Origin of the sequence: Paenibacillus sp. FSL K6-4396, assembly GCF_038002525.1 — a bacterium.
GTDB classification, from domain to species: Bacteria; Bacillota; Bacilli; order Paenibacillales; family Paenibacillaceae; genus Paenibacillus; species Paenibacillus amylolyticus_B.
Window position 1 is genome coordinate 2,731,842 of record NZ_JBBOCR010000001.1, and the last position, 20,598, is coordinate 2,752,439.

The 20,598-nt window shown below is 45.9% G+C and carries 18 protein-coding genes; 17 read left to right on the forward strand and 1 reads right to left on the reverse strand.

Annotated features, from left to right (window positions below; all coding sequences use genetic code 11):
* Position 1: 1 nt before the first annotated feature.
* The gene (locus MHB85_RS12540; RefSeq protein WP_091016948.1) at positions 2–1,291 is read right to left on the reverse strand and encodes a Gfo/Idh/MocA family oxidoreductase; all 1,290 of its coding nucleotides are present in this window, start codon (positions 1,289–1,291) and stop codon (positions 2–4) included.
* A gap of 127 nt (positions 1,292–1,418) precedes the next feature.
* On the opposite strand from MHB85_RS12540, the gene MHB85_RS12545 reads away from it, so the two are divergent.
* The 17 genes from MHB85_RS12545 (at position 1,419) to MHB85_RS12625 (ending at position 20,554) form a co-directional block, all read left to right on the forward strand.
* Positions 1,419–2,321 carry an AraC family transcriptional regulator gene (locus MHB85_RS12545; protein ID WP_341073006.1) on the forward strand — a complete coding sequence of 301 codons (903 nt, stop codon included), beginning with the start codon at positions 1,419–1,421 and terminating at the stop codon, positions 2,319–2,321.
* Complete coding sequence (locus MHB85_RS12550) at positions 2,318–2,764, forward strand: RidA family protein (RefSeq protein WP_091016945.1); 447 nt, start codon at positions 2,318–2,320, stop codon at positions 2,762–2,764. The genes MHB85_RS12545 and MHB85_RS12550 overlap by 4 nt, the downstream gene beginning before the upstream one ends.
* Positions 2,765–2,772: 8 nt before the next feature.
* A complete protein-coding gene (locus tag MHB85_RS12555) occupies positions 2,773–3,363 on the forward strand; it encodes a GNAT family N-acetyltransferase (RefSeq protein ID WP_091016943.1) in 591 nt (196 codons plus the stop codon).
* Positions 3,364–3,479: 116 nt separating this feature from the next.
* On the forward strand, positions 3,480–3,710 hold the full coding sequence (locus MHB85_RS12560) for a phosphotransferase (RefSeq protein ID WP_091016942.1): 231 nt from the start codon (positions 3,480–3,482) through the stop codon (positions 3,708–3,710).
* A 42-nt stretch (positions 3,711–3,752) separates the two neighbouring features.
* Positions 3,753–5,975, forward strand: coding sequence for a class I SAM-dependent methyltransferase (locus MHB85_RS12565; protein WP_341073007.1), 2,223 nt, complete (start codon positions 3,753–3,755; stop codon positions 5,973–5,975).
* Positions 5,975–6,550, forward strand: a complete 576-nt coding sequence (locus MHB85_RS12570; protein WP_341073009.1) for a histidine phosphatase family protein — start codon at positions 5,975–5,977, stop codon at positions 6,548–6,550. The genes MHB85_RS12565 and MHB85_RS12570 overlap by 1 nt, the downstream gene beginning before the upstream one ends.
* A gap of 59 nt (positions 6,551–6,609) precedes the next feature.
* A complete protein-coding gene (locus MHB85_RS12575) occupies positions 6,610–7,272 on the forward strand; it encodes a 3'-5' exonuclease (RefSeq protein WP_210107897.1) in 663 nt (220 codons plus the stop codon).
* A 22-nt stretch (positions 7,273–7,294) separates the two neighbouring features.
* Entirely contained in the window at positions 7,295–7,669 is a 375-nt protein-coding gene (locus MHB85_RS12580) for a hypothetical protein (RefSeq protein ID WP_091016937.1), read from the forward strand.
* Positions 7,670–7,848: 179 nt separating this feature from the next.
* A complete protein-coding gene (locus MHB85_RS12585) occupies positions 7,849–8,853 on the forward strand; it encodes an ABC transporter substrate-binding protein (RefSeq protein ID WP_341074223.1) in 1,005 nt (334 codons plus the stop codon).
* A gap of 294 nt (positions 8,854–9,147) precedes the next feature.
* Positions 9,148–10,626: an AraC family transcriptional regulator gene (locus tag MHB85_RS12590; protein ID WP_341073011.1), complete on the forward strand. Its 1,479-nt coding sequence runs from the start codon at positions 9,148–9,150 to the stop codon at positions 10,624–10,626.
* A 131-nt stretch (positions 10,627–10,757) separates the two neighbouring features.
* Entirely contained in the window at positions 10,758–11,078 is a 321-nt protein-coding gene (locus MHB85_RS12595; protein WP_192132113.1) for a hypothetical protein, read from the forward strand.
* Between the two features lie 183 nt (positions 11,079–11,261).
* Positions 11,262–12,356, forward strand: a complete 1,095-nt coding sequence (locus MHB85_RS12600; protein ID WP_341073012.1) for a fibronectin type III domain-containing protein — start codon at positions 11,262–11,264, stop codon at positions 12,354–12,356.
* Between the two features lie 262 nt (positions 12,357–12,618).
* Complete coding sequence (locus MHB85_RS12605) at positions 12,619–14,991, forward strand: putative PEP-binding protein (protein WP_192132111.1); 2,373 nt, start codon at positions 12,619–12,621, stop codon at positions 14,989–14,991.
* A gap of 115 nt (positions 14,992–15,106) precedes the next feature.
* Positions 15,107–17,044, forward strand: coding sequence for an LTA synthase family protein (locus MHB85_RS12610; protein WP_192132109.1), 1,938 nt, complete (start codon positions 15,107–15,109; stop codon positions 17,042–17,044).
* A gap of 234 nt (positions 17,045–17,278) precedes the next feature.
* Positions 17,279–18,286: an LLM class flavin-dependent oxidoreductase gene (locus MHB85_RS12615; protein ID WP_091016929.1), complete on the forward strand. Its 1,008-nt coding sequence runs from the start codon at positions 17,279–17,281 to the stop codon at positions 18,284–18,286.
* A 99-nt stretch (positions 18,287–18,385) separates the two neighbouring features.
* A complete protein-coding gene (locus MHB85_RS12620; RefSeq protein WP_091016927.1) occupies positions 18,386–19,138 on the forward strand; it encodes a metallophosphoesterase family protein in 753 nt (250 codons plus the stop codon).
* 483 nt (positions 19,139–19,621) lie between these two features.
* Complete coding sequence (locus tag MHB85_RS12625) at positions 19,622–20,554, forward strand: manganese-dependent inorganic pyrophosphatase (RefSeq protein ID WP_091016924.1); 933 nt, start codon at positions 19,622–19,624, stop codon at positions 20,552–20,554.
* Positions 20,555–20,598: the final 44 nt, after the last annotated feature.

The following is a 20,598-nucleotide window of genomic DNA, read 5'->3' on the forward strand; positions in this document are numbered from 1 at the left end:
CTTAGAACCGAACCAGATTATTGACGTTGACAGGCAAGCCTGTGGCAATGGCACGATTGGCCGCAATCCCAGTCAGAATGGATCTGGCACCGTCCACGTGATTAGCAGCACGATGGAACGGATCTTCTACAGGCTCTCCAAACAGATCATTCAGCAGAACCGGGTCACCTCCGCCATGTCCACCTGCTTTTTCTTCCACTTCAACCTCATATGGCGCACCGAACATCGGAAGGACCCGCAACGTTTTACCGATCAGAGCACCTTCTTTACTTTTGTCACCTAATGAATTGACATAGGATTGTTCCACAATGTTCATCTCAATCCGGCCTTTGGTGCCGTTAATGGCAATACGGTAACCTTCCCATGGCTGATAGGCAACGAGGGAGTACGTCAGAATGGCTTTGCTCCGATACTTCACAAGAACACCCATTGTATCCTCAATGTTGATACCATCCCCAAATACACTCTGATCCCGCTGATAACCATCTTCTGATTCGGCATCCAGATACATGGACTTCATATGTGCGTCTGAATCCAAATGCAGTGCAAAAGGATCTTCCTTCGCGATCGGGTTGCCAGTTGCTCGATTGTAGAACTGCGTTACACCACGTTCTTCTGCGTTTTCTCTGCCGTAAAACATCAGATCACCGAATGCAAACACGGTCTCCGGTTGCGAGCCGATCCAGAAATTCACCAAATCGAAGTGATGGGTGGATTTGTGAACGAGCAGTCCTCCGCTGTTACGCTTGTCCCGATGCCAACGGCGGAAATAATCTGCCCCGTGGCGGGTATTCAGCAGCCATTCAAAGTGAACGGACGTGACTTTTCCGATGGTATCATTCAGAATAAGTTCCCGAATCTTCGTATGGTGCGGCGCATAACGGTAGTTAAAGGTAACTCTGACGTTCTGGCCAGTGCGCTTGACTGCATCCAGGATGTCCTGGCATTTCTCCTCATCGATCGTCATTGGTTTCTCGGTGACAACGTCACAACCCAGTTCCATCGCGCGAATGATGTACTTGTGATGGGTACGGTCAACGCTGGTTACGATGACATAGTCAGGCTTCTCGTTCTCAATCATCTGATCAAACTGATCCGCAGGATAGGTGGGTACCTCTGGATAATCGTACTTTTCCTTCAGCAGTTGATTCGCGTAATTCATACGGACTTGATTTATATCACAAAAGCCGACAAGCTCGGAAGTATCCCTGTAATCCCGGGTTAATGCACCATAAAAGAATTCCGCACGGCCGCCGGTTCCGACTAATACATAACGTTTCTTGTTACTCATGTCTATCGCCTCCTTGAATATAGCTTTAGACTATAACAAGGGAGTACTTCTTTCGCCGCATTTTATGCGTAACCGCTTTCAAATGCCGCATATTTTGCTATAATTTATGGAAAGGAGAGAGGCCGACATGACAGAACCTTTCAGTGCAGATTTTCATGATCCCACGGATTTACTACATATTGAATATGATCGTCGCATTGGATATTTCTCGATGACGGATGACCACCTGCATGATCATTATGAGTTGTATTACCTGTTGTCTGGCGAGCGTATCTATTTCATCAAGGATCGGACCTATCGGGTAAAGGCTGGTGACCTGGTGTTTGTTGACCGCAATACGGTTCATAAAACATTGGAGAGCGGCATGCCCGACCATGAGCGGATGGTGCTGTATGTGAAGCCTGAGCTTTTTGCAGCCATGGCTATTTCAACGGAGTTAGTCGAAGCTTTGAAGGAGCCCTTCTGCTGGGAGATTCCTATTATAAGGTTTCCTTCACAGGTCACGGAGGTATTGGAGCGGATGGTGAGCGAAATGGTGGATGAAATGCTTCGTCCCCAGCCGGGAAGTAACCTGTTGCTTCGTCACCGGGCTATTGAATTGTTGCTGCAAGCCTATCGTAATCAGCACCTGGGCAGGTTATGCTCCGATGATCGTGAGCCGGTGCTTCATCCCAAGACACAGGCCGTCGTGCGTTACCTGAATGAGAACTATCAGAAGCCACTGACATTACCGGAGGTGGCGGGTATGTTTCGCATTAGTCCGCATTATCTGAGTCGATTGTTCAAACAAACAACGGGGTTTACCTTTAGTGATTATCTGAATCTGTTACGGGTGAAGGAAGCACAGCGTTTGCTGCGAGAAAGTGAGGAATCCATTACGGATATTGCATGGCTTGCCGGATTCAGTAACTTCTCTCATTTTGGCAAAATGTTCAAGCGTACTGTTCAGGTAGCACCAAGAGTCTACAGGCAGGAATATAAGGAGTCAGGTTCCGTTAGAACCCTAAAAGAAGGAGAGAATATACGATGATTGAAACGAGATTGAATGAACTGGGGATCATTTTGCCACAGGCCAGCGCCCCCGCAGCAAAATATGCGAATGCCGTTATTGTCAATGGAATCATGTATGTATCCGGTAAAGGACCAGATATCCCCGAACGTGGCAAGCTGGGATCAGACTTTACAACAGAACAGGGATATGATTTTGCCCGGAATGCCGGACTGGAGGTGCTCGCTGTCGTTCGAGATGTGCTGGGTTCACTGGATCGGGTGAAGAGAGTGGTTAAAGTGCAAGGCTTCATCAATGCGTCCGCTTCGTATCAGGAACATCATAAAGTGCTGAATGGATTCTCGGATCTGATGATGGAGGTATTCGGGGAACAAGGAGTGCACGCCCGTTCAGTATTCGGTGCAGTGTCCGTGAGGGACAATTTGCCCCTGATTATTGATTCCATATTTCAGGTGGAGGAGTAGGTATAACCATGACAGAGTTGTCTTCATTTAATCCGATCATGTTAATGATACCCGAGAGCTTTCATACGGAACGCCTCACGATTCGAGCACCGCAGTGGGGGGATGGCACAGCCGTTAATGAAGCCGTCCGTGAGAGTGCGGAGCAGCTGCGGTTGTGGTTACCTTTTGCAGAGAAAATCCCTTCATTGGAAGAGTCTGAAGTGACTGTTCGCAAAGCAAGGCTGCAATATCTGGAGCGTACCGACATGATGTTACATTTGCGTGATAGACATACGGATGAATTCGTAGGTAGCAGCGGGTTACATCGCATTGACTGGAATGCACGCTGTTTTGAGATCGGTTACTGGATTCGAACATCGCGAGCTGGTGAGGGTTTGATGACGGAAGCGGTGAGAGGTATTGAGCGATTTGCCATTACTCATCTGGAGGCGAACCGGCTGGAGATCCGCTGTGATGCCCGCAATGTGCGAAGTGCCAAAGTAGCGGAACGAGCGGGTTATACACTGGAAGGTATACTGCGCAAGAGGCGGCGGGACAGTACAGGTACGCTGGTTGATTGTATGGTTTTCTCCAAAGTCAGAGGCAGTGAGTTCGAGTAAAGGGAGGGTAGATATGGAGCGAATTGGTCAGGGAAGAACTGCGGCAATCTATGCGTATTCGAACGAGCACATTATGAAGTTATATCGAATGGATTTTCCACTCGAAGCAGTCTAGAATGAATACAACATTGCCTGATCAACAGCAGATCTATCATGGCGATTTTCCCCCCGATAATGTTATGCTCAAAGAGGCCCGCGACTCGTACTGGGTTATCGATTGGATGACTGGCATGGCGGGAGATCCCGCGGGTGATGTGTCTCAAAGCTGGGTAATATTAATGAGCGACACATTGTCGGGAGATACAGAGTCAGTTATACAATCGTTCAACTTCTATAAACGAATCTAACTATATTATATAAAAAGGTAGAGAAAGAGAGGGGACTAATTCATGCTGCATTCATTAAAGGCCATACAATCATATAAGTCAGGTAACACGCCGGAAGCCCAGCAGCAATGGCTGCAACTGCTGGCAGCAGCAGAGAAGCCCCATATTAACCTGGAGCGCATTCATTCCATTGCCGAACTTGAGGGAACAAATCCGGTGCTGGAATACACCGAGCGTACACTTCACGTACTGGAAAAGCTTCAGGTTTCTTTTTGGGTGCGAGAAATACTGGAGGACGTATTAATCTGGTCAGAGACGGCGAAGGCAGGATCACGGGAGCAGCGGCGGGTATGGCAAAAGCAGGGCGTTAACTTGTTTGTACACAATGTGGGGTCGGCTCAGTTATATGATCTATACGCAGGCGCAGAGCACCTGGATAATGACATCGGTAAGACCAAGGAGACGAGTATAAATCAACATGGTTCTCCGGGCGATTCCTTAAGTAAGAATGCGGATATAAGCGAGCATGATACGCTGAATACACACACTCCAAGGCATGAGATTATACGTACTCTAATTGCTACGCATGGACTTATTGGTCAATACATACGCGGAGAGATTCCATTTGCCGAGAATGCTTCGCTCCACGCCTTAATCGTCAAAGGATGGCTTAGTACAGATGAACTGCACACCATACTGATGGCATTAAATGAGTGCATTATTGCAGGTGTTGATCCAGCGTTATGGAATCAGGTTCAGGCTGAGGTGCAGCGCATTATAGACTGGATTATCGTTGGACCGGATCATGAAGACTGGAGCGTGAAGGAACGGTTATCCCGCTTAAGAAGTTCATCCATTCGGCAGGGAGAAGCTATGGATACGGCTTACGCCAAGCTCCAAACGGAACTGGATGTGGAACAGGCGCTGGCTCCGCTGGCTCATCGCACATTATGGTATGTGGAGTCGGCCATGCAGGATTTTTCGTTGCAGGAGATGGTGAAAGTGTTCCTGTTGACGCTTCGCAGCGAGAGTATGAATCCCACATCCATGGAGAGCCGATCTGAAATCGTTCGCCATATCAGCTTCGAACCATTAATGAATACGATGTATTACGATTACAAAGGCGTCAAGAAGCTCAATATTTACAAGAAACGAATGATTGAAAAATATTTGGAACAGTATTCGTGGGAACAGATTACGGCAGGGGATCAGATCGTCTATCCCCATCTAACCCATCGCATTGAGCGTCATGCGGATCTGCCGGATACACTGTTTGTGACCTTTGAATTTTCTCCAGCGGCAGAGAAGCTGATTGCATTCTGTATTGAAGCGGAAAAGTCGCCGTTATACGAGAAGGCTGTACTGCTGTTATTTGACCTGTTCGGATTGCGCCGGGATGCCTATGACCGCTTCCACAACGAAGAAACGTATTTGTCCGATATGAACAGCTCCGGTGATTACAAAAAAGTACTGCTCGACTACATCGTTGGTAAACGGGTACTTGATATTGGCCCAGGTGGAGGGATTCTGCTGGATCTGATTGAGCAGGAAAAACCGGAAGTGGAGCCGATTGGTATCGATATCTCAGCCAATGTCATTGAAGCGCTGGAGCGCAAAAAACAGCGTGAAGGACATCGCTGGCAAGTCATGAAGGGCGATGCCCTGCAACTGGAGCAATATGTGCAGCCAGGCACAGTGGATACGGTTATTTTCTCATCCATTCTGCATGAGTTATATTCATATATTGAACTGGACGGTCGAAGATTTAATTCCGATACGGTTGTGGCAGCGCTGAGAAGTTCATTCCGTGTACTGTCACCTGGAGGAAGAATTCTGATTAGGGATGGTATCATGAGTGAACCGGAGGCACAGAAGCGCCGTATTCGTTTCCTGGAAGCGGATGGGATGCGCTGGCTGGAGCGGTATGCAGAGGATTTTCAGGGGCGTGCAATTCAATATGAGCGGATCTCAGACAACGAAGTAGAGATGCCGATCAACGATGCGATGGAATTTCTCTATACCTATACGTGGGGGGAAGAGGCATACGTGCATGAAATTCAGGAGCAGTTCGGTATTTTTACACCGACCGACTATAAGAACTGTATTCTAGAAGCGCTAGGCGAACAAGCCGAGATGATCATCTTCGAACATTTCCTTCAGGACGGTTATACGGAAGCACTTGGAGAACGAATGATCTTCATGAAGGAAGATGGCTCCCCTGCGCCTTTGCCAGACAGTACCTGCCTGATTGTCATTGAGAAGAAGAAAGGATTAGCGGATGGATGATGAGTGAGGCCAGTACGTTTTTGTATTTTGTCAGACATGCGGAGTCTCGATATGTTGAAGGACAGGAACGCGAGCGTGGACTGACAGAACAAGGTCATCAAGATGCGGGAACGGTTGCCAGTCTGCTGCAAGGGGAGCAGATTCAACTGTTCTATTCCAGCCCTTACAGGCGAGCAGTGGATACAATTCAGATTCTGGCAGATCGGTCAGGTGGAATTGTGGTGACAGAGGAAGATCTGCGTGAACGCCAGTTATCGAGTTCGGATGTGAAGCATGATAATTTTCGTGAAGCCAAGCAGCAGTTGTACCGTGATCCTACGTATGCGTATTCAGGTGGGGAGTCTGGTGAACAGGCTCGCTCAAGGGCAGTAGCGGTAATCGAGAAAATTTTGGATAAACATGCGGGTCACAAGGTAGTCATCGGAACCCATGGAGATGTAATGACGCTTATTTTTCAACACTATGATGCTTCCTACGGTTACGATTTCTGGGAGAAGACTACGATGCCGGATATCTATAAGCTGCAGTTTGATGGAACGCGCAAGTTGGTCCAGGTCACGCGGTTGTGGGAGTGACAGGTTAATATATGAGAAATGCATTACCAGAATGATAGTGGGGAGGAGTGAGTTGGCGGATGAAAATTACGCTTTTGCCTGATACATACTTTGTTGAAAATCTAAGCGTATCTTCATTACAGGATAGAATGTACTGCATATTTGATCTCGAAGGGACGGGAATTAATCCTGTGGTGGAGAGTGTGACACAATTTGGTGCGATGCACTACCAAAGAGGTCAACAATGTAATACAACATTTTCTTCATTTGCACGTGCGGACAAACCTATACCAGAAGCTGTGGCGAAATTAACAGGCATTTCGAATGAGGATATGGTAGAGGCTCCGTCGTTCGTAGAAGCATTTCAGGAATTTCAGAAATTTATTGGTGATAACGTTCTTGTGACACAAGCCGGATATGAATATGACCTGCCCATCTTGAAGCGGCATTGTGATGAGTATGGTCTCCCGATGTTGACTAACCCGGTATTGGATACAAAAGCAATGTTCACTTACATTCATCCTGAGATTACCGAGGTCGTCTCTACGGATTTTCTGATTCGGTATTATGATCTGAATACAGATGGAATTCACAGGCACAATGCTTTGGCAGATTGTGGTGTGATTGCTCGTATCTTTGAAAGTATCCTTAGCGAATATGAGGAACTTCAATTGGATCATTTTACAGCCGATCCTAATCGAATGATGAAGCGTTTTGTTATACCTGAGATGTATCTGACATGATGATGAACTGGAGGGGAGATCAATGAGCAGAACGGATGTGGAGAAGCTACTCTTGGATCTTAACGAGGGACGGATTCTGACCCAGCAGACATTCGAAGGATTGGATGTGGAAGTTTACCTGGATGAAAGGGACGCCTCTGCATTTGCTGACGAGTGGATGCAAGCTTTTGAACGGTGGGCTCAAGATACTGCGGTGGCTGAAGAAGAGGTGCTGCGGGCATGCAGGGAACAGGCGTTCAAACAGACCTTGGCTCTCACCGGCGAACCTGAGTTAGCGGGGTATGTGAGTGATGATATTGGTTTAATTGGTGCTGCACTGTTACAGGGTACGGCGAATGATTCCTTTGTGGATCAACTGTTGGAAAGTTATCGACAAGGTAGGTTGCCCCTGCGTTAAGCGGGGGGAGGACCAACAAGGGTGTTTTCGTTTGTATAAAAAAACAGCATCAAATGTACATTGTGGGTCGGATGAGGCATAAGGTACAATTCACCTAAGCAATCGATGAGAATGATAATCATTATATGTGGAATATTCTCACGGTTACATCAACAGATCACATAGGGGTGAAGGGTAACATGGTAGGTTTAGTTAAAGGTTTCAAAGGGTGGACGATTACATTACTGCTCATGGGTCTGGTTATTTCAGGGTGTAGTACAAATACCGCTACGAATGCGGAACAGACTCCTGCAACTGAAACTGAAAGTGCAGCTTCTGGAGAAAATACTTCTGGAAACGAGACAGAGCCTGCGACACGGGTTGTACAGGATGAATTTGGAGATGTGACGATTCCGGTTCAACCACAGCGGATTGCTGGAATATATGTGGAAGATTATCTGAAGGCGCTCGATATTACACCTGTAGTGCAGTGGTATAATCCGATGTGGGGTGTACAGGATTATTTAGGACTGGATGTTCCGAAATTTGATACTACGGGGAGTATTGAAGCTTTGTTGGAGTATGATCCGGATCTCATCATTGTAGATGGTGGGGTAGATATGGAGAAATATGAGATGTACTCCAAGGTGGCACCGACGTATCGTCTGCCTGAGAGCGTACTGCAGGATTCGAACCAAATTCTAAAAACCATTGCCGATGTTGTAGGTAAGCCGGACAAGGGTGAAGAAGTTGCTGCGGCATTCGGAGCCAAGGTTGCAGATGCGAAGGCGAAGTTGCAGGAAGCGGTTGGAGACGAGAGTGTCGCAGTTGTCCGGCTGAATGTTAACGATGACACACTGGCGTTGTTCGGTGTGAAAAATCGATTTACCGGATTTATTTATTCCGAGCTTGGCCTAACACCTCATCCTCTGGTTAACAAGATGGAAGAATACCAGGAAATTATGTCTGAAGAGGCCGTGCCGCAACTTGATGCAGATCATCTTATTGTGTTCCCTTCCAATGGAGAATGGTCATCTCCCGAGAACAAGGAAGCCTTGAAGGTACTTGACAGCAAATTGTGGAAATCTCTTCCGGCCGTTAAGAACAATCAAGTGTACATCATGGAAAGATCACAATGGCAATCAGGTGCGATTACAGCAAATTCCATGAAAATTGATGATCTCTTGGAAAAAATGACTCCATAAGAATAATCCCATAAGAAAGAAAGTTCTTCAGTCAGGGTTGAAGAGCTTTCTTTTTTCGTATACACTATTTTAAATGATAATAATTCTCAGTTAAGGACGATGAACATGTGCCACACCATAATACAACTGATCCCCAAGCCTTGGCTATGCTCACTTCAGCATATGGAATACGTAGATCACCATCAATCTCATATCGATAAACGTTTGTTATACAGGATGTCGTCCTCCCACTCTATATTGGTTGTAACGTCTGGGAAAGGTTCAATAGTTTGCTCAGATCAGGAATCTCATCATTTGCAAAAAGGAATGATTATGTTTGTTCCTGCTGGAACATCCATTAAGGTAGAAGGCTCTCCTTGGACAGAAAGTGAATTGCAGTATTATAAGCTTGATCTGATGATGGCTGAGTTGAAAGAAGAGACTTCGAACGCGTTGTCTAGTAGAAACATGGAGGAGCAGCAGGAACTTCCCCAAAGTCCAGATTCTCCGACATTATTACCGCTTATTCAACTCAGCTACAGTCCGTGGAGTTCCTGTCTGGAAGCCTTGGAACAAATACTACGTCAACAGGTCACTGGCGATTGGCTGGAGCAATGGGAGGTACAGCTTCGTTTCCAGGAGTGGTTCCGAGCCTTGTTTCGCCAGAGTGTCCCCGAAACAGAAGTACCCGATGACCGTGCCCGTCTTCAAAGTTCAATTCGTTATATTGGCGACCACTATGATCAGACGATAACCGTGGATGAGCTTGCGGCAGATATTGGTCTAACCAGAGCCAGCTACACTCGGCAATTCAAAAAAATCACGGGCAAGCTCCCGCTTGAATATGTAAATGCGGTTCGACTGGAGCGCTCGAAGCAACTATTGCAGCTGACGGATGATCGCATCCATGAGATAGCTCAGAATGTGGGATTCAGCAGCGAATATTATTTTGGCCGCCGATTTAAGCAATATGCTGGTATTTCACCTGGGTTATACCGCCGTCATCACCGTCAAGAGGTTCGTGTCTTTGCTCCGTATCTGGAGGACTTTGTGTTGGCTCTTGGCGTAAAACCTGTACTGCAATGCTCCCATCATTCTTGGGGGAGACAGCATTATTTGGGATTGGATGATGTACCCGAATTCGATGTAAGCGAGCAGGATGCTCAATTTAATGTGGGTAATATACCGGACTTTATCATGCTGAACAAGGGATATGATCGATGGAATCTGGACCGTTTCGAGCAGGTAGCACCTACATTTTACGTAGATCATCTGGGAGAGGACTGGCGCTCCATTTTAAGATCGACAGCCGATGTGTTAGGGAAGGTGAATCGGGTTCAAGATGTGATTGGTGCGTATGAGGACAAGGCAATGGAAGCTAAGAGTCGGTTAGCACGTTATATGCGTGGCCAGACGGTAGCTTTTTTGCGTATATCTGCTTCTGATATTACTCTCTATGGGGACCAGCAGGGTTACGTTGGCCCTGTAATTTATCAGGATCTTGGATTGATTCCGCATTCCCGTGTGCAGCAATGGACAAGACAAGAGCGGAGGATTTCCATTGGATTGGAGCAGTTAAGTCAACTTGATGCGGATCACTTGTTAATTACATTTGACACTGGAAATTCTGCCAAACCTGGAGATGAGCGCGAACTGCTCGACAGGGACGAATGGAAACGCCTGCCTGCGGTGAAGAGTGGCAATGTGTATGAGGTGGATTTCATGTCATGGATGAACTACGGTGTGATCTCTCATGGGAAGAAGATTGAGGATATACTGCGGTTTATGGCTTGAGGGATGGGAGCTAAAACTACAAACAAGCTGCTTTCAATAATTAAATTAAACTCTAAGCAAAATCAAAAAATGGCCCACTAATCTGATTTACTGTATGATATAGGAAAAATGAACTGGAGAATAGACATCCTATGAAGAAAAAAATCTGGGCCTCACTTTTAGTAATAGTTGTTATTGGGATGGTTCCTGTTACAGAGGTACCGAGGACTACGGTTGCCGAATCGCATGAAATTTTGGCTGAAGATCTTCCTGAAAGCTTACGATATGATTCTAACCATCCAGATATAATTTATGTGAAGGATTGTGGGGTCTTCGAGAAAGTTGATTCGAGTTTAATAGATTACGGTGAAGAAGAAGTTGTGGTCGATGATATACAAAAGGTAACAGATAAAACGAATGTAATTGTTGCTTATGAAGCGATTTACGTCAAAAAGGTGAATGGGAATAGCTAATTGATTAGATAACAATATGGAGCGCAAGGAGAGATTTATGCTTCTTGGGCTTTTTTAATATCCAATAAAAAATAAAATTTCAAGAATTTAACTGAATTTTATAGATGAGCAAGTTTATGTTTAGACACATGAACATATATACACTAAAGTGAGTTTGTACATAAACACTTTAGGAGGATTCATGTGAAAACAACATTGTTCAAGAAGGTCGGATTATTGATTGGAGCATTTATTTTTACAATTAGTTTTACATCTACTTTAGGGGTACATGCTGCGGTAGATTATAGTGGCGGGCTCATGGATAAGATGGTAATGACACTTAGCGATACTGAAAGCAAAGGGAGTAAATCTACATATGCACTAACAGATAATAATGAGGCTACAAGTGCGATTATAGAAAAATGGAACACTCCATCTACAGCAGTAGATCATGCGGTTGGAATCTTTAATGGAGCAGTTACAGCGAATGCTATCCGTGTAAAAGCAGATTTTGATGTTTCCGTTGGTTTATTCGATTCCACTGGAAAAGCGATTTTACCGACGTATTGGTACACAGTAAAAGCAGATCAGGCTGATGGAAGATTAATTTATCTTCCTACAACGTACAAAGGAATAACAAAAGTAAACTTGTTTAATTACTCTAATACACGGACAGTCAGTGTTTCCGAGTTTCAGCTGTATAATATCACACCTCCAACTAATCCGTTAAATCTCGAAGCATCTGCAGAAGAATCATCCATAGGATTGACATGGAATGAGACAGCAACGGCAACCAGTTACACGATTAAAAGATCAACTACAGCAAATGGGCCATATATAGCAGTGGCAACTGGCATAACCAAGGCCAATTATAAAGATTCAGATGTAACTCCAGGTACGATCTACTATTACGTAGTAACTGGTGTTAATCCTGTTGGTGAAGGTGTTAACTCAAACGAAGCTTCGGCTATTATTGAGAGCAATGGGCAGATTGATCCTGAACCAGAGCAACCAACCACACCAGAACCAGAAGAACCTACAATTCCGGAACAACCGGAGGAACCGTCCACTAACCGTGCTATCTTTGTCATTACCATGACAACGGGTTTGGAAAAAGAATTCGACCTAAGCATGAAAGAAGTAAATGATTTTATCAACTGGTATGAAGTCAAACAAGCAGGAAGTGGAAAAGCTTCGTTTGCGATTGATAAACACGACAACAACAAAGGGCCTTTCAAGAGTCGGAAGGATTATATCCTGTTTGATCGAGTGCTGACGTTTGAGGTAAGTGAATACTAAAAAATATGAAGTTCCATCAGCATAGCTGAAGGGGCTTCTTTTTGTTCAATTTGATAAATGAGCGAATGCAATTGCCAGAATCAGCTTAGATTCATCTCATTTTAGTGTAGCGTTTACAAAAAAACAGGATAACGAGCACAAAATGCAAAAGCGGATGTCCTTGACTGAACGATTGTGACATACCATTAGAATGAAGGCTGATCTGTAACGCAGGGATTGAAGTCTTCAAGCATAGCCATGAATGGCGGATGGGAGAGCTGTAATGACAAAACGGGTAATTCTGTTGGAAGAAGGTACGGCAGAGATGAAGGGGCTAATGGGCAGTATAGGGGCTGATCTTGCAGAACTTATCCATGCAGGGTGGTCTGTCCCAGCCGGATTTGTGGTCACAACGGAATGCTGTCGCGAGTTCTGTACCCGTCTTGGACATCTTTCCGGTGAAGGAGAGGAAGAGATTATTAACGCGATCCGGCATCTGGAACAGCAAACCGGGAAGTTCTTCGGACATTCGGAGAATCCGCTACTACTCGCGGTACGTACGGACCAGGATCGAGCCTCAGCAACTGCGACACAATCACTGCTCAATGTTGGTCTGAATGATGTTACTGTAGAAGGACTCGCACGTCAAACCGGTGATCGGTTGTATGCACTCCAATGTTATTCAGATTACTTAGAGGAATATGGACAGCTGGTATATGCAATTCCGTCTGAATTTTTCACAGAAATATCGAGTCATGTCAAGGGTCGGGATGAAACGGAACTTGAATTAACCATTACCGAATTTAAATATTTAATTGAAGCGAAGGGGCGTAACCCTTTTCCTCAAGATGTTCAAATTCAATTCAAAGAAGCAGTACGTGCGGTATATCATCCACAGTGTGTTGAAGCATCCAGATCTCAGAAAGAGATCGTGCGTAAATCATATTACATCTCTTCGGAGCAAAGCGCTCCTGTTCTTATACAGACGATGATACATGGAAAATGTGGAGAATCAAGCGGGACCGGAACAATATATACGTGTAACCCACTTACAGGAGAAAAGGGAATTACAGGACAATATGTCCCTACCGGGAACGCGAGCCAAACAGATCACGGCTTGGAGCGTTTAAGGAAAGACCAACCTGAGCTGTACACAAGTTTGCTGGAGATAGGTAGCCAGTTGGAGACGCATAAGGGAGAAGTGCAGGAAATCACCTTTGTGATTGAATCCGGCGCGTTGTATGTTGTGCAGACCCAGCCCGCCCGATTATCCTCAACAGCCACGCTGAGGAGTACTGTGGATTTTGTCCATGAAGGACTCATCACCAAGGAGGATGCACTTCTTCGTATCCAACCTGGGCATATCATGGAAGTGTTGAAGCGACACTACACAGATTCTAACAGAGAAGTGAGCAATGGACATCTGCCCATACAGATCCAGCCAGTAACTAATGATGAATGTCCAGCTTATAACAACTCAGATTCACTTTTATCAGCAGATCTGCAACTACTGCTCAATTGGGCTGATGAAGTGAAAGAGTTGAAGGTACTGGCCAATGTAGATCATCCACAGGATGCCATGACATCAAGGCTACTAGGGGCTGAGGGAATAGGTCTGTGCCGGACGGAGAACATGCTGTTATCACCTGCGCGGTTACCATTTGTACAAAAAATGATCTTGGCAGACAGTGAATCTGAACGCAGGCGTGGTTTGGAGCGTCTGTTGCCGATGCAGCAGTCTGATTTTGAACAAATATTCGAAGCGATGGATGGATACCCGGTAACGATACGTTTGCTCGATTCGCCGTTGCATGAACTGTTACCGGATCTGGGAGTATTGGAGAAACGGCGCGAGTGGTTACAAGCAGAGGAGTGGCAGGAGCAAAAAGACCATCAGAATGAACTGGAGGAACTGGAGCGCGTAATTCGCAGAGTCAGTGAATTGCATGAACATAATCCGACATTGGGGCAACAGGCTTGTCGGCTGAGTACGGTGTTCCCGGAGATTGTTGATATGCAGCTGGAAGCGATTTTCCGAGCAGCGGTGATAGGCATCCGACAAGGATGGTGGGTGCGTCCCGAGATTATGATCCCGCAGATCGGTCATGTGCATGAACTTCAGGTGATGAGAGATCTGGTGGATCATGTGGCGGACCAGGTGCTTGGTGAGGAGAAGCGGCATTGTCACTATAGAGTGGGGGCGATGATCGAAGCTCCGAGAGCGGCGCTGACGGCGACTCACATTGCTCGCCAGGCTGACTTTTTCTCGTTTGGCACGGATGAGCTGACAGAGATGACATTTGGATATAGCCGCCATGAAGCGGAGAAGCGGCTCCTTCTCCTTCAGCGTGATACGGACTCTCGTATGGTAACGAATAATCCATTTCATGTGTTGGACATTGAGGGAGTCGGCCAACTGGTGGAGATGGCGGTAGTCCAAGGTCGAATTCGAAAACCTCATCTGAAAACAGGGATCTGTGGAGAAAATGTTGTGGACCTGGAGTCAATTACGTTCTGCCACCGTATTGGACTGGATTACGTAAGCTGTTTGCCTGAACAGATCCCTTATGCACGAATTGCTGCTGCACAAGCAGCCATTAAGGCACAGAGAGAGGGAGCAGACACACAGAACACGGATATTTCTACAATTGCGTAACGCTCACCCTGTCCTACACGGAACTTCCATGGAATAGCAACCAGAAAACTGTTATACTGAAATATGCGTTTTGTAAAATGAACGTAAAATTTCAGGGTAAGGGTTGAAAGCGACCATGTATAATTCCAAAAATGAACGAACTTCATCACGGACCTTATTCGCCGTGTTATTCATTGTAATGCTGCTGAAGCTGTCACTGCTGCGATATTTCTTTTTTCAGGGTCTGTCCGGCATCGGTCTGTTAACTGACGCATTAGGCGTACTAACTGTGGTATGCCTGCTGGATCTGATCGTGCCCAAAGGCTGGAAGCGAGCAGTATACGGAGGATTTAATATTCTGTTTTCTCTGGTGCTGTTCGCGGCTACGTTGTATAACGTCCATTTTAGTTCGGTACCAACCTATACCGCGCTAAGTGAGCTGGGGCAAGTTGCCCAAGTAAGGGGAAGTATCGGACCACTGGTACGACCGGAGCACTTTCTGTTTTTTGCAGACATCGTACTGGCATTGCCAATATGGTTGATTATGCGCAGACGTGCTGGCGGGCGCAACCACATCAGTTACCGCGATAGCGGTTTGACGTTTGGTAGAATTCGCAGACGTTACTGGGGCAAACTCGGCGTTGCGCTTACCGCTGCATTCTGCATCGTGCTGTCTGGCAGTTTTATTGTCAAAGGTGAAACGATTGATAACGAATTAGTTCGTGCTGAGAATCTCGGTTTCCTGAACTATCAAGTATCGTCGGCCATTCTGACGAGCAAAGAGAATGAGGCCATTGCGAATGGAAACATTAACGAAACCATTGCCAAGATCAATGAGCTGGTTAGCCGGTATCCGTATCAGGATAAACCAAGTGACGGCACAGCCGTGAAGGCCAAATATTTTGGTCAGGCGAAGGGCAGCAATCTGATTGTATTGCAACTGGAGTCCTTTCAGAATTTCCCGATTAATGCTTCCTTAGATGGTCAGGAGTTAACGCCGGTATTGAATAATCTGGCCAAAGAAAGCTATTATTTCTCTCATTTCTTCCAACAGATAGGACAGGGAAATACTTCGGACGCTGAGTTCATGTCGAACACGTCTATCTATCCAACCGGAGTTGTTCCCATGTCAGCAGGGTATAGTGACCGTGAACTGCCGAGTCTTCCCAAGTTATTAGGAAAAGAGGGATATGAGTCCGAGACGTACCACGTCAATGACGTCACCTTCTGGAACCGGAACAAGATGTATCCGGCACTCGGATTCACTCGTTACTTCGACAAGCCCAGCTTCAAAAACGACAGATTCAATGACTTTGGGCCATCGGATGAAGAGTTGTACCGTGTAGGTATGGAAAAAATGACTTCGCATCAGGCTGCGAATCAGCCGTTCTATGCTCAGTTCATAACGGCATCGAGCCACTCGCCGTTTACGGTTCCCGCTGATCGTGCACGGATCACGATTCCAGCGACCATCACGAACAAACTGCTTCACGATTATCTGCAAGCAATCAACTATACGGACTATGCCATCGGTCAACTCATTAATGAGTTGAAGGCGAACGGATTATGGGATAACACTACTTTAGTGCTCTACGGAGACCACTTTGGTCTGCCAGCTGACGAAGAGATTACACAGCAGATTCAGGCCAATCTGGGCGTCCCTTATGACGGTAAAGTAAGTCGATTCAACATTCCGTTAATGATTCATACGCCGAAACAGACCAAAGGGCAAGTGATTGAGCAGCCAGGCGGTCAGTTGGATATGTTGCCAACGATTATGAACTTGATGGGTGTTTCGCTTCAGGATGAGAAATTCACTGCCTTCGGACATGATTTGCTCAACATGGACCACAATGCCTTCGGTATCCGGTATTACTTGCCGACAGGTTCATTTGTCAACGATGATATTATGTTTATCCCGGGTGCGGGCTTTGACGATGGAACGGCCTACTCCCTAAAAACATATGAACCGGTAACGGATTTGGAACCGTATCGTTCCGATTATGAACATGTGCTCAGCCTGATGAAACTGTCTGACGAGTATGTGAAGTTGTTACCGAAACGTGCACCATAAATCAATTTTTCTGCAATAGGTCAGATCAAAAACGTCACCAGTTCAAAAGCTGGTGGCGTTTTTTGCATGTTTCTTGCACAAGTGTGGTAATAAAGAGAATAACTAAAGTTTGAAACTGTAATAATTAATGTTACAATGGAATGAGCAAGAATGAAGTGAGCAAAAGCGCGTAATATTCGCAGATCTCATATTCACAGTTCTTATGAACCTAACAGACGAGAGGATTGAATATATATGAAACTGAGTGTACTCGAACACGGACATATCAATGAAGGACGAACTGTACAGGATACGTTGCAGGAAACGGTGAAACTCGCACAACATGCGGATCAATTGGGGTACTCCCGTTTCTGGATGTCGGAGCATCACGGTAGTGGTGCACTGTCTTTCTCCAGTCCTGAAGTTATGATTGCACATGTGGCTGCACATACGGATCGAATTCGCGTAGGTTCCGGTGGCGTTATGCTACCTCACTATAGTGCCTATAAGGTTGCAGAGAATTTCCGTCTGCTGGAAGCTCTGCATCCGGGACGGATTGACCTTGGGATTGGCAGAGCACCGGGAGGCATGCCAATTGCCAGCAGAGCACTGAATGAAGGCAAATCATCGAATGTACAATTTTTTCCGCAACAGATCGCGGATCTGGGCGGATACTTCCACGAGCAGTTGCCTGAGGATCATCGGTTTGCATCTCTGGTAGCCGGACCATCGGTTCCCACGGTACCAGAAGTGTGGTTGCTGGGTTCAAGCTCCGAAGGTGCGAGAATTGCTGCTGCGCAAGGGACGTCCTATGCGTTTGCCCAATTCTTCGGTACACCAGGCGGCGAAGAAGCAATGAAGCATTACCGCAGACATTTCAAGCCGTCCATCCTGAATGACAAACCACATTCAATGATTGCTGTCTCGGCATTCTGCGCGGAGACAGAGGAAGAAGCGGCTGAACTTGCGCGCAGCAATGAACTTTTCTTCTTACGCCTTGGACGAGGTCTTGAACAAAGTTCCTTCCCATCTCTGGAGACGGTAAACAACTATCCATACACAGCGATGGAGATGGAACAGATCCGTCAACGTCGTTCTTTTTCCATCGTGGGAACACCGGATCAGGTGAAAGACAAAATTACCGCAATGGCAGAACGCCATGAAGCAGATGAAGTCATTATTGCATCAGCGGTTCATTCGTTTGAAGCACGTCTGCGCTCATTCGGCTTGATTGCTGAAGCCTTTGGACTCAAGCAGGACTAATGGTAAGCAAGCGGGAATAACTACTCTAAACAGACTGGAATCTTGCTCATGCAAGGTTCCGGTTATACTCTTGCGTGATCAGGGAGAGGAGAGATTCACATGCGCAGATGTGTCATTAGTGATATTCATGGCTGTTACGATGAATTTAATGCATTGCTTAAGCTCGCAGATTATAATCCGCAGCAGGATGAATTGATTTTACTCGGTGATTATGTCGATCGCGGTCCAAGCAGCAAACAGGTCATCGAACAGATTATGCAGCTTCAGCAACAGCACCATATTATGGTGATCAAAGGCAATCACGATGCCATGATGGTGAAGGCGCTTACCCAGGATGTTGAGCAATATGATCAACATTGGATTCGTAATGGCGGACTACAGACGATGGCAAGTTATCTGGATCTGGAGCTTACTTATGATGAGCAACAGATCGATTGGGAAGCTTATGCTGAAGCCAAAAAGTGGATACGTACACACTATGAACACCATCTTCGTTTTCTGGAACAGCTTCCGCTGGTGTACGAAATTCCGGGTTATATTTTTGTGCATGCCGGGATCAACCCGGATATCGAGGATTGGAGAAGCCAGTCCGAGCGGGACTTTATTTGGATTCGTGAATCATTCTATTCCAGACCAACGACGATTAGAGAGACGGTCGTATTTGGACACACCCCCGTGAAGCATTTGCATGATGAGACAGGCATTTGGTTTGACCCGAGCGGAGACAAAATTGGCATTGATGGTGGTTGTGCCTACGGAGCACAATTGAACCTGCTGGAGATTAGCGAAGACGGCAGTCTACAGACCTTTTTTGTACGGCAAGGGCAGAGCGCTGAAGAGCCTGAGATGTAATATTTTCGTTGGACATCAGATTTCGTATGCTAATTTATAAGGTTGTACGATGGAATAAATAGGATACATATCATATCGACTTGAGGGGAATGAACCAAGTTTAGCTATTTTTCCAAAATGACTTGCCTGAGAATAATTTGCAATTAATTCGCTGTAAAGGGATTGGAATTTAGCCTTATTAGCGCTATAATCAGTAGGGTGTGATTAAAATATGACATATATTTTCTATATAAGTTCAACTAAACTTTTTACACGAGAACGGAGAGGACAGAAAAAAGCTGGAGAAGCGGAGCGTTCGCCTGAAAGCTTTCTGAAAGAAAGCTGCATCGGAAGCGTATGCTTATCACTGGATTTTCGCTTTAACAAGGGAATCAAAAAATCTGGGGACAACAGCGATCGGAAGGTTATTCTGTCATCGGAGTGGCAAGTGTAAACATCTTTGGTTAAACTTATATAAATCAGAATTGACGGAGGGCTATGAATATGGAAAAAGCGTTAATCTTCGGTCACAAAAATCCCGACACGGATACGATCTGTTCGGCAATCGCCTATGCGGATCTCAAAACAAAATTGGGTCAGGACGTTGAAGCTGTTCGTCTCGGCGAAGTCAATGGTGAAACCCAGTTTGCACTGGATCAATTCAAAATTGCTGCACCACGTCTGATTAAAACCGCTGCAAATGAAGTAAACAAAGTTATTCTGGTTGACCACAACGAGCGTCAGCAAAGTGTAAGCGATATTGAGGAAGTAACTGTTGTTGAAGTTATCGACCATCACCGTATTGCTAACTTTGAGACAAGCGGACCTCTGTATTTCCGTGCAGAGCCTGTAGGTTGTACAGCAACCATTTTGAATAAAATGTACAAAGAAAATGGCATCGAAGTGAGTGCGCCGATTGCTGGCTTGATGTTGTCTGCCATTATCTCCGATTCCCTGTTGTTCAAATCCCCGACTTGCACAGAGCAGGACATAGCCGCTGCACGTGAACTGGCTGCCATTGCTGGTGTAGATGCAGACAGCTATGGTCTCGACATGCTGAAAGCCGGCGCGGATCTGAGCCAAAAAACAATTGCTGAACTGATTTCCCTGGATGCCAAAGAATTCGTAATGGGTCAATCCAAAGTGGAAATTGCACAGGTTAACGCTGTAGATGTGAATGATGTTCTCGTGAAGCAACCTGAGCTTGAAGCAGCCATTGAAGCAATCATTTCCAGCAAAGGTCTCGACCTGTTTGTATTTGTCGTAACAGACATTCTGAACAACGATTCCGTAGCTCTGGCATATGGTACATCCACTAAAGCTGTGGAGAAAGCCTACAATGTGACGCTGTCTAATAGCAGAGCGCTCTTGAAAGGCGTAGTATCACGCAAATCACAAATCGTACCAGTTCTGACGGAAGCATTCAACACACTGTAAATCAAACCGATTGGCGTATTTGTACGCTGATATGTATTACAAAT

Bases quoted from the DNA above. Each gene is read 5' to 3' on its own strand.
- MHB85_RS12540 (WP_091016948.1), bottom strand. From the start codon at position 1,291: ATGAGTAACAAGAAACGTTATGTATTAGTCGGAACCGGCGGCCGTGCG.
- MHB85_RS12545 (WP_341073006.1), top strand. From the start codon at position 1,419: ATGACAGAACCTTTCAGTGCAGATTTTCATGATCCCACGGATTTACTA.
- MHB85_RS12550 (WP_091016945.1), top strand. From the start codon at position 2,318: ATGATTGAAACGAGATTGAATGAACTGGGGATCATTTTGCCACAGGCC.
- MHB85_RS12555 (WP_091016943.1), top strand. From the start codon at position 2,773: ATGACAGAGTTGTCTTCATTTAATCCGATCATGTTAATGATACCCGAG.
- MHB85_RS12560 (WP_091016942.1), top strand. From the start codon at position 3,480: ATGAATACAACATTGCCTGATCAACAGCAGATCTATCATGGCGATTTT.
- MHB85_RS12565 (WP_341073007.1), top strand. From the start codon at position 3,753: ATGCTGCATTCATTAAAGGCCATACAATCATATAAGTCAGGTAACACG.
- MHB85_RS12570 (WP_341073009.1), top strand. From the start codon at position 5,975: ATGAGTGAGGCCAGTACGTTTTTGTATTTTGTCAGACATGCGGAGTCT.
- MHB85_RS12575 (WP_210107897.1), top strand. From the start codon at position 6,610: ATGAAAATTACGCTTTTGCCTGATACATACTTTGTTGAAAATCTAAGC.
- MHB85_RS12580 (WP_091016937.1), top strand. From the start codon at position 7,295: ATGAGCAGAACGGATGTGGAGAAGCTACTCTTGGATCTTAACGAGGGA.
- MHB85_RS12585 (WP_341074223.1), top strand. From the start codon at position 7,849: ATGGTAGGTTTAGTTAAAGGTTTCAAAGGGTGGACGATTACATTACTG.
- MHB85_RS12595 (WP_192132113.1), top strand. From the start codon at position 10,758: ATGAAGAAAAAAATCTGGGCCTCACTTTTAGTAATAGTTGTTATTGGG.
- MHB85_RS12605 (WP_192132111.1), top strand. From the start codon at position 12,619: ATGACAAAACGGGTAATTCTGTTGGAAGAAGGTACGGCAGAGATGAAG.
- MHB85_RS12610 (WP_192132109.1), top strand. From the start codon at position 15,107: ATGTATAATTCCAAAAATGAACGAACTTCATCACGGACCTTATTCGCC.
- MHB85_RS12615 (WP_091016929.1), top strand. From the start codon at position 17,279: ATGAAACTGAGTGTACTCGAACACGGACATATCAATGAAGGACGAACT.
- MHB85_RS12620 (WP_091016927.1), top strand. From the start codon at position 18,386: ATGCGCAGATGTGTCATTAGTGATATTCATGGCTGTTACGATGAATTT.
- MHB85_RS12625 (WP_091016924.1), top strand. From the start codon at position 19,622: ATGGAAAAAGCGTTAATCTTCGGTCACAAAAATCCCGACACGGATACG.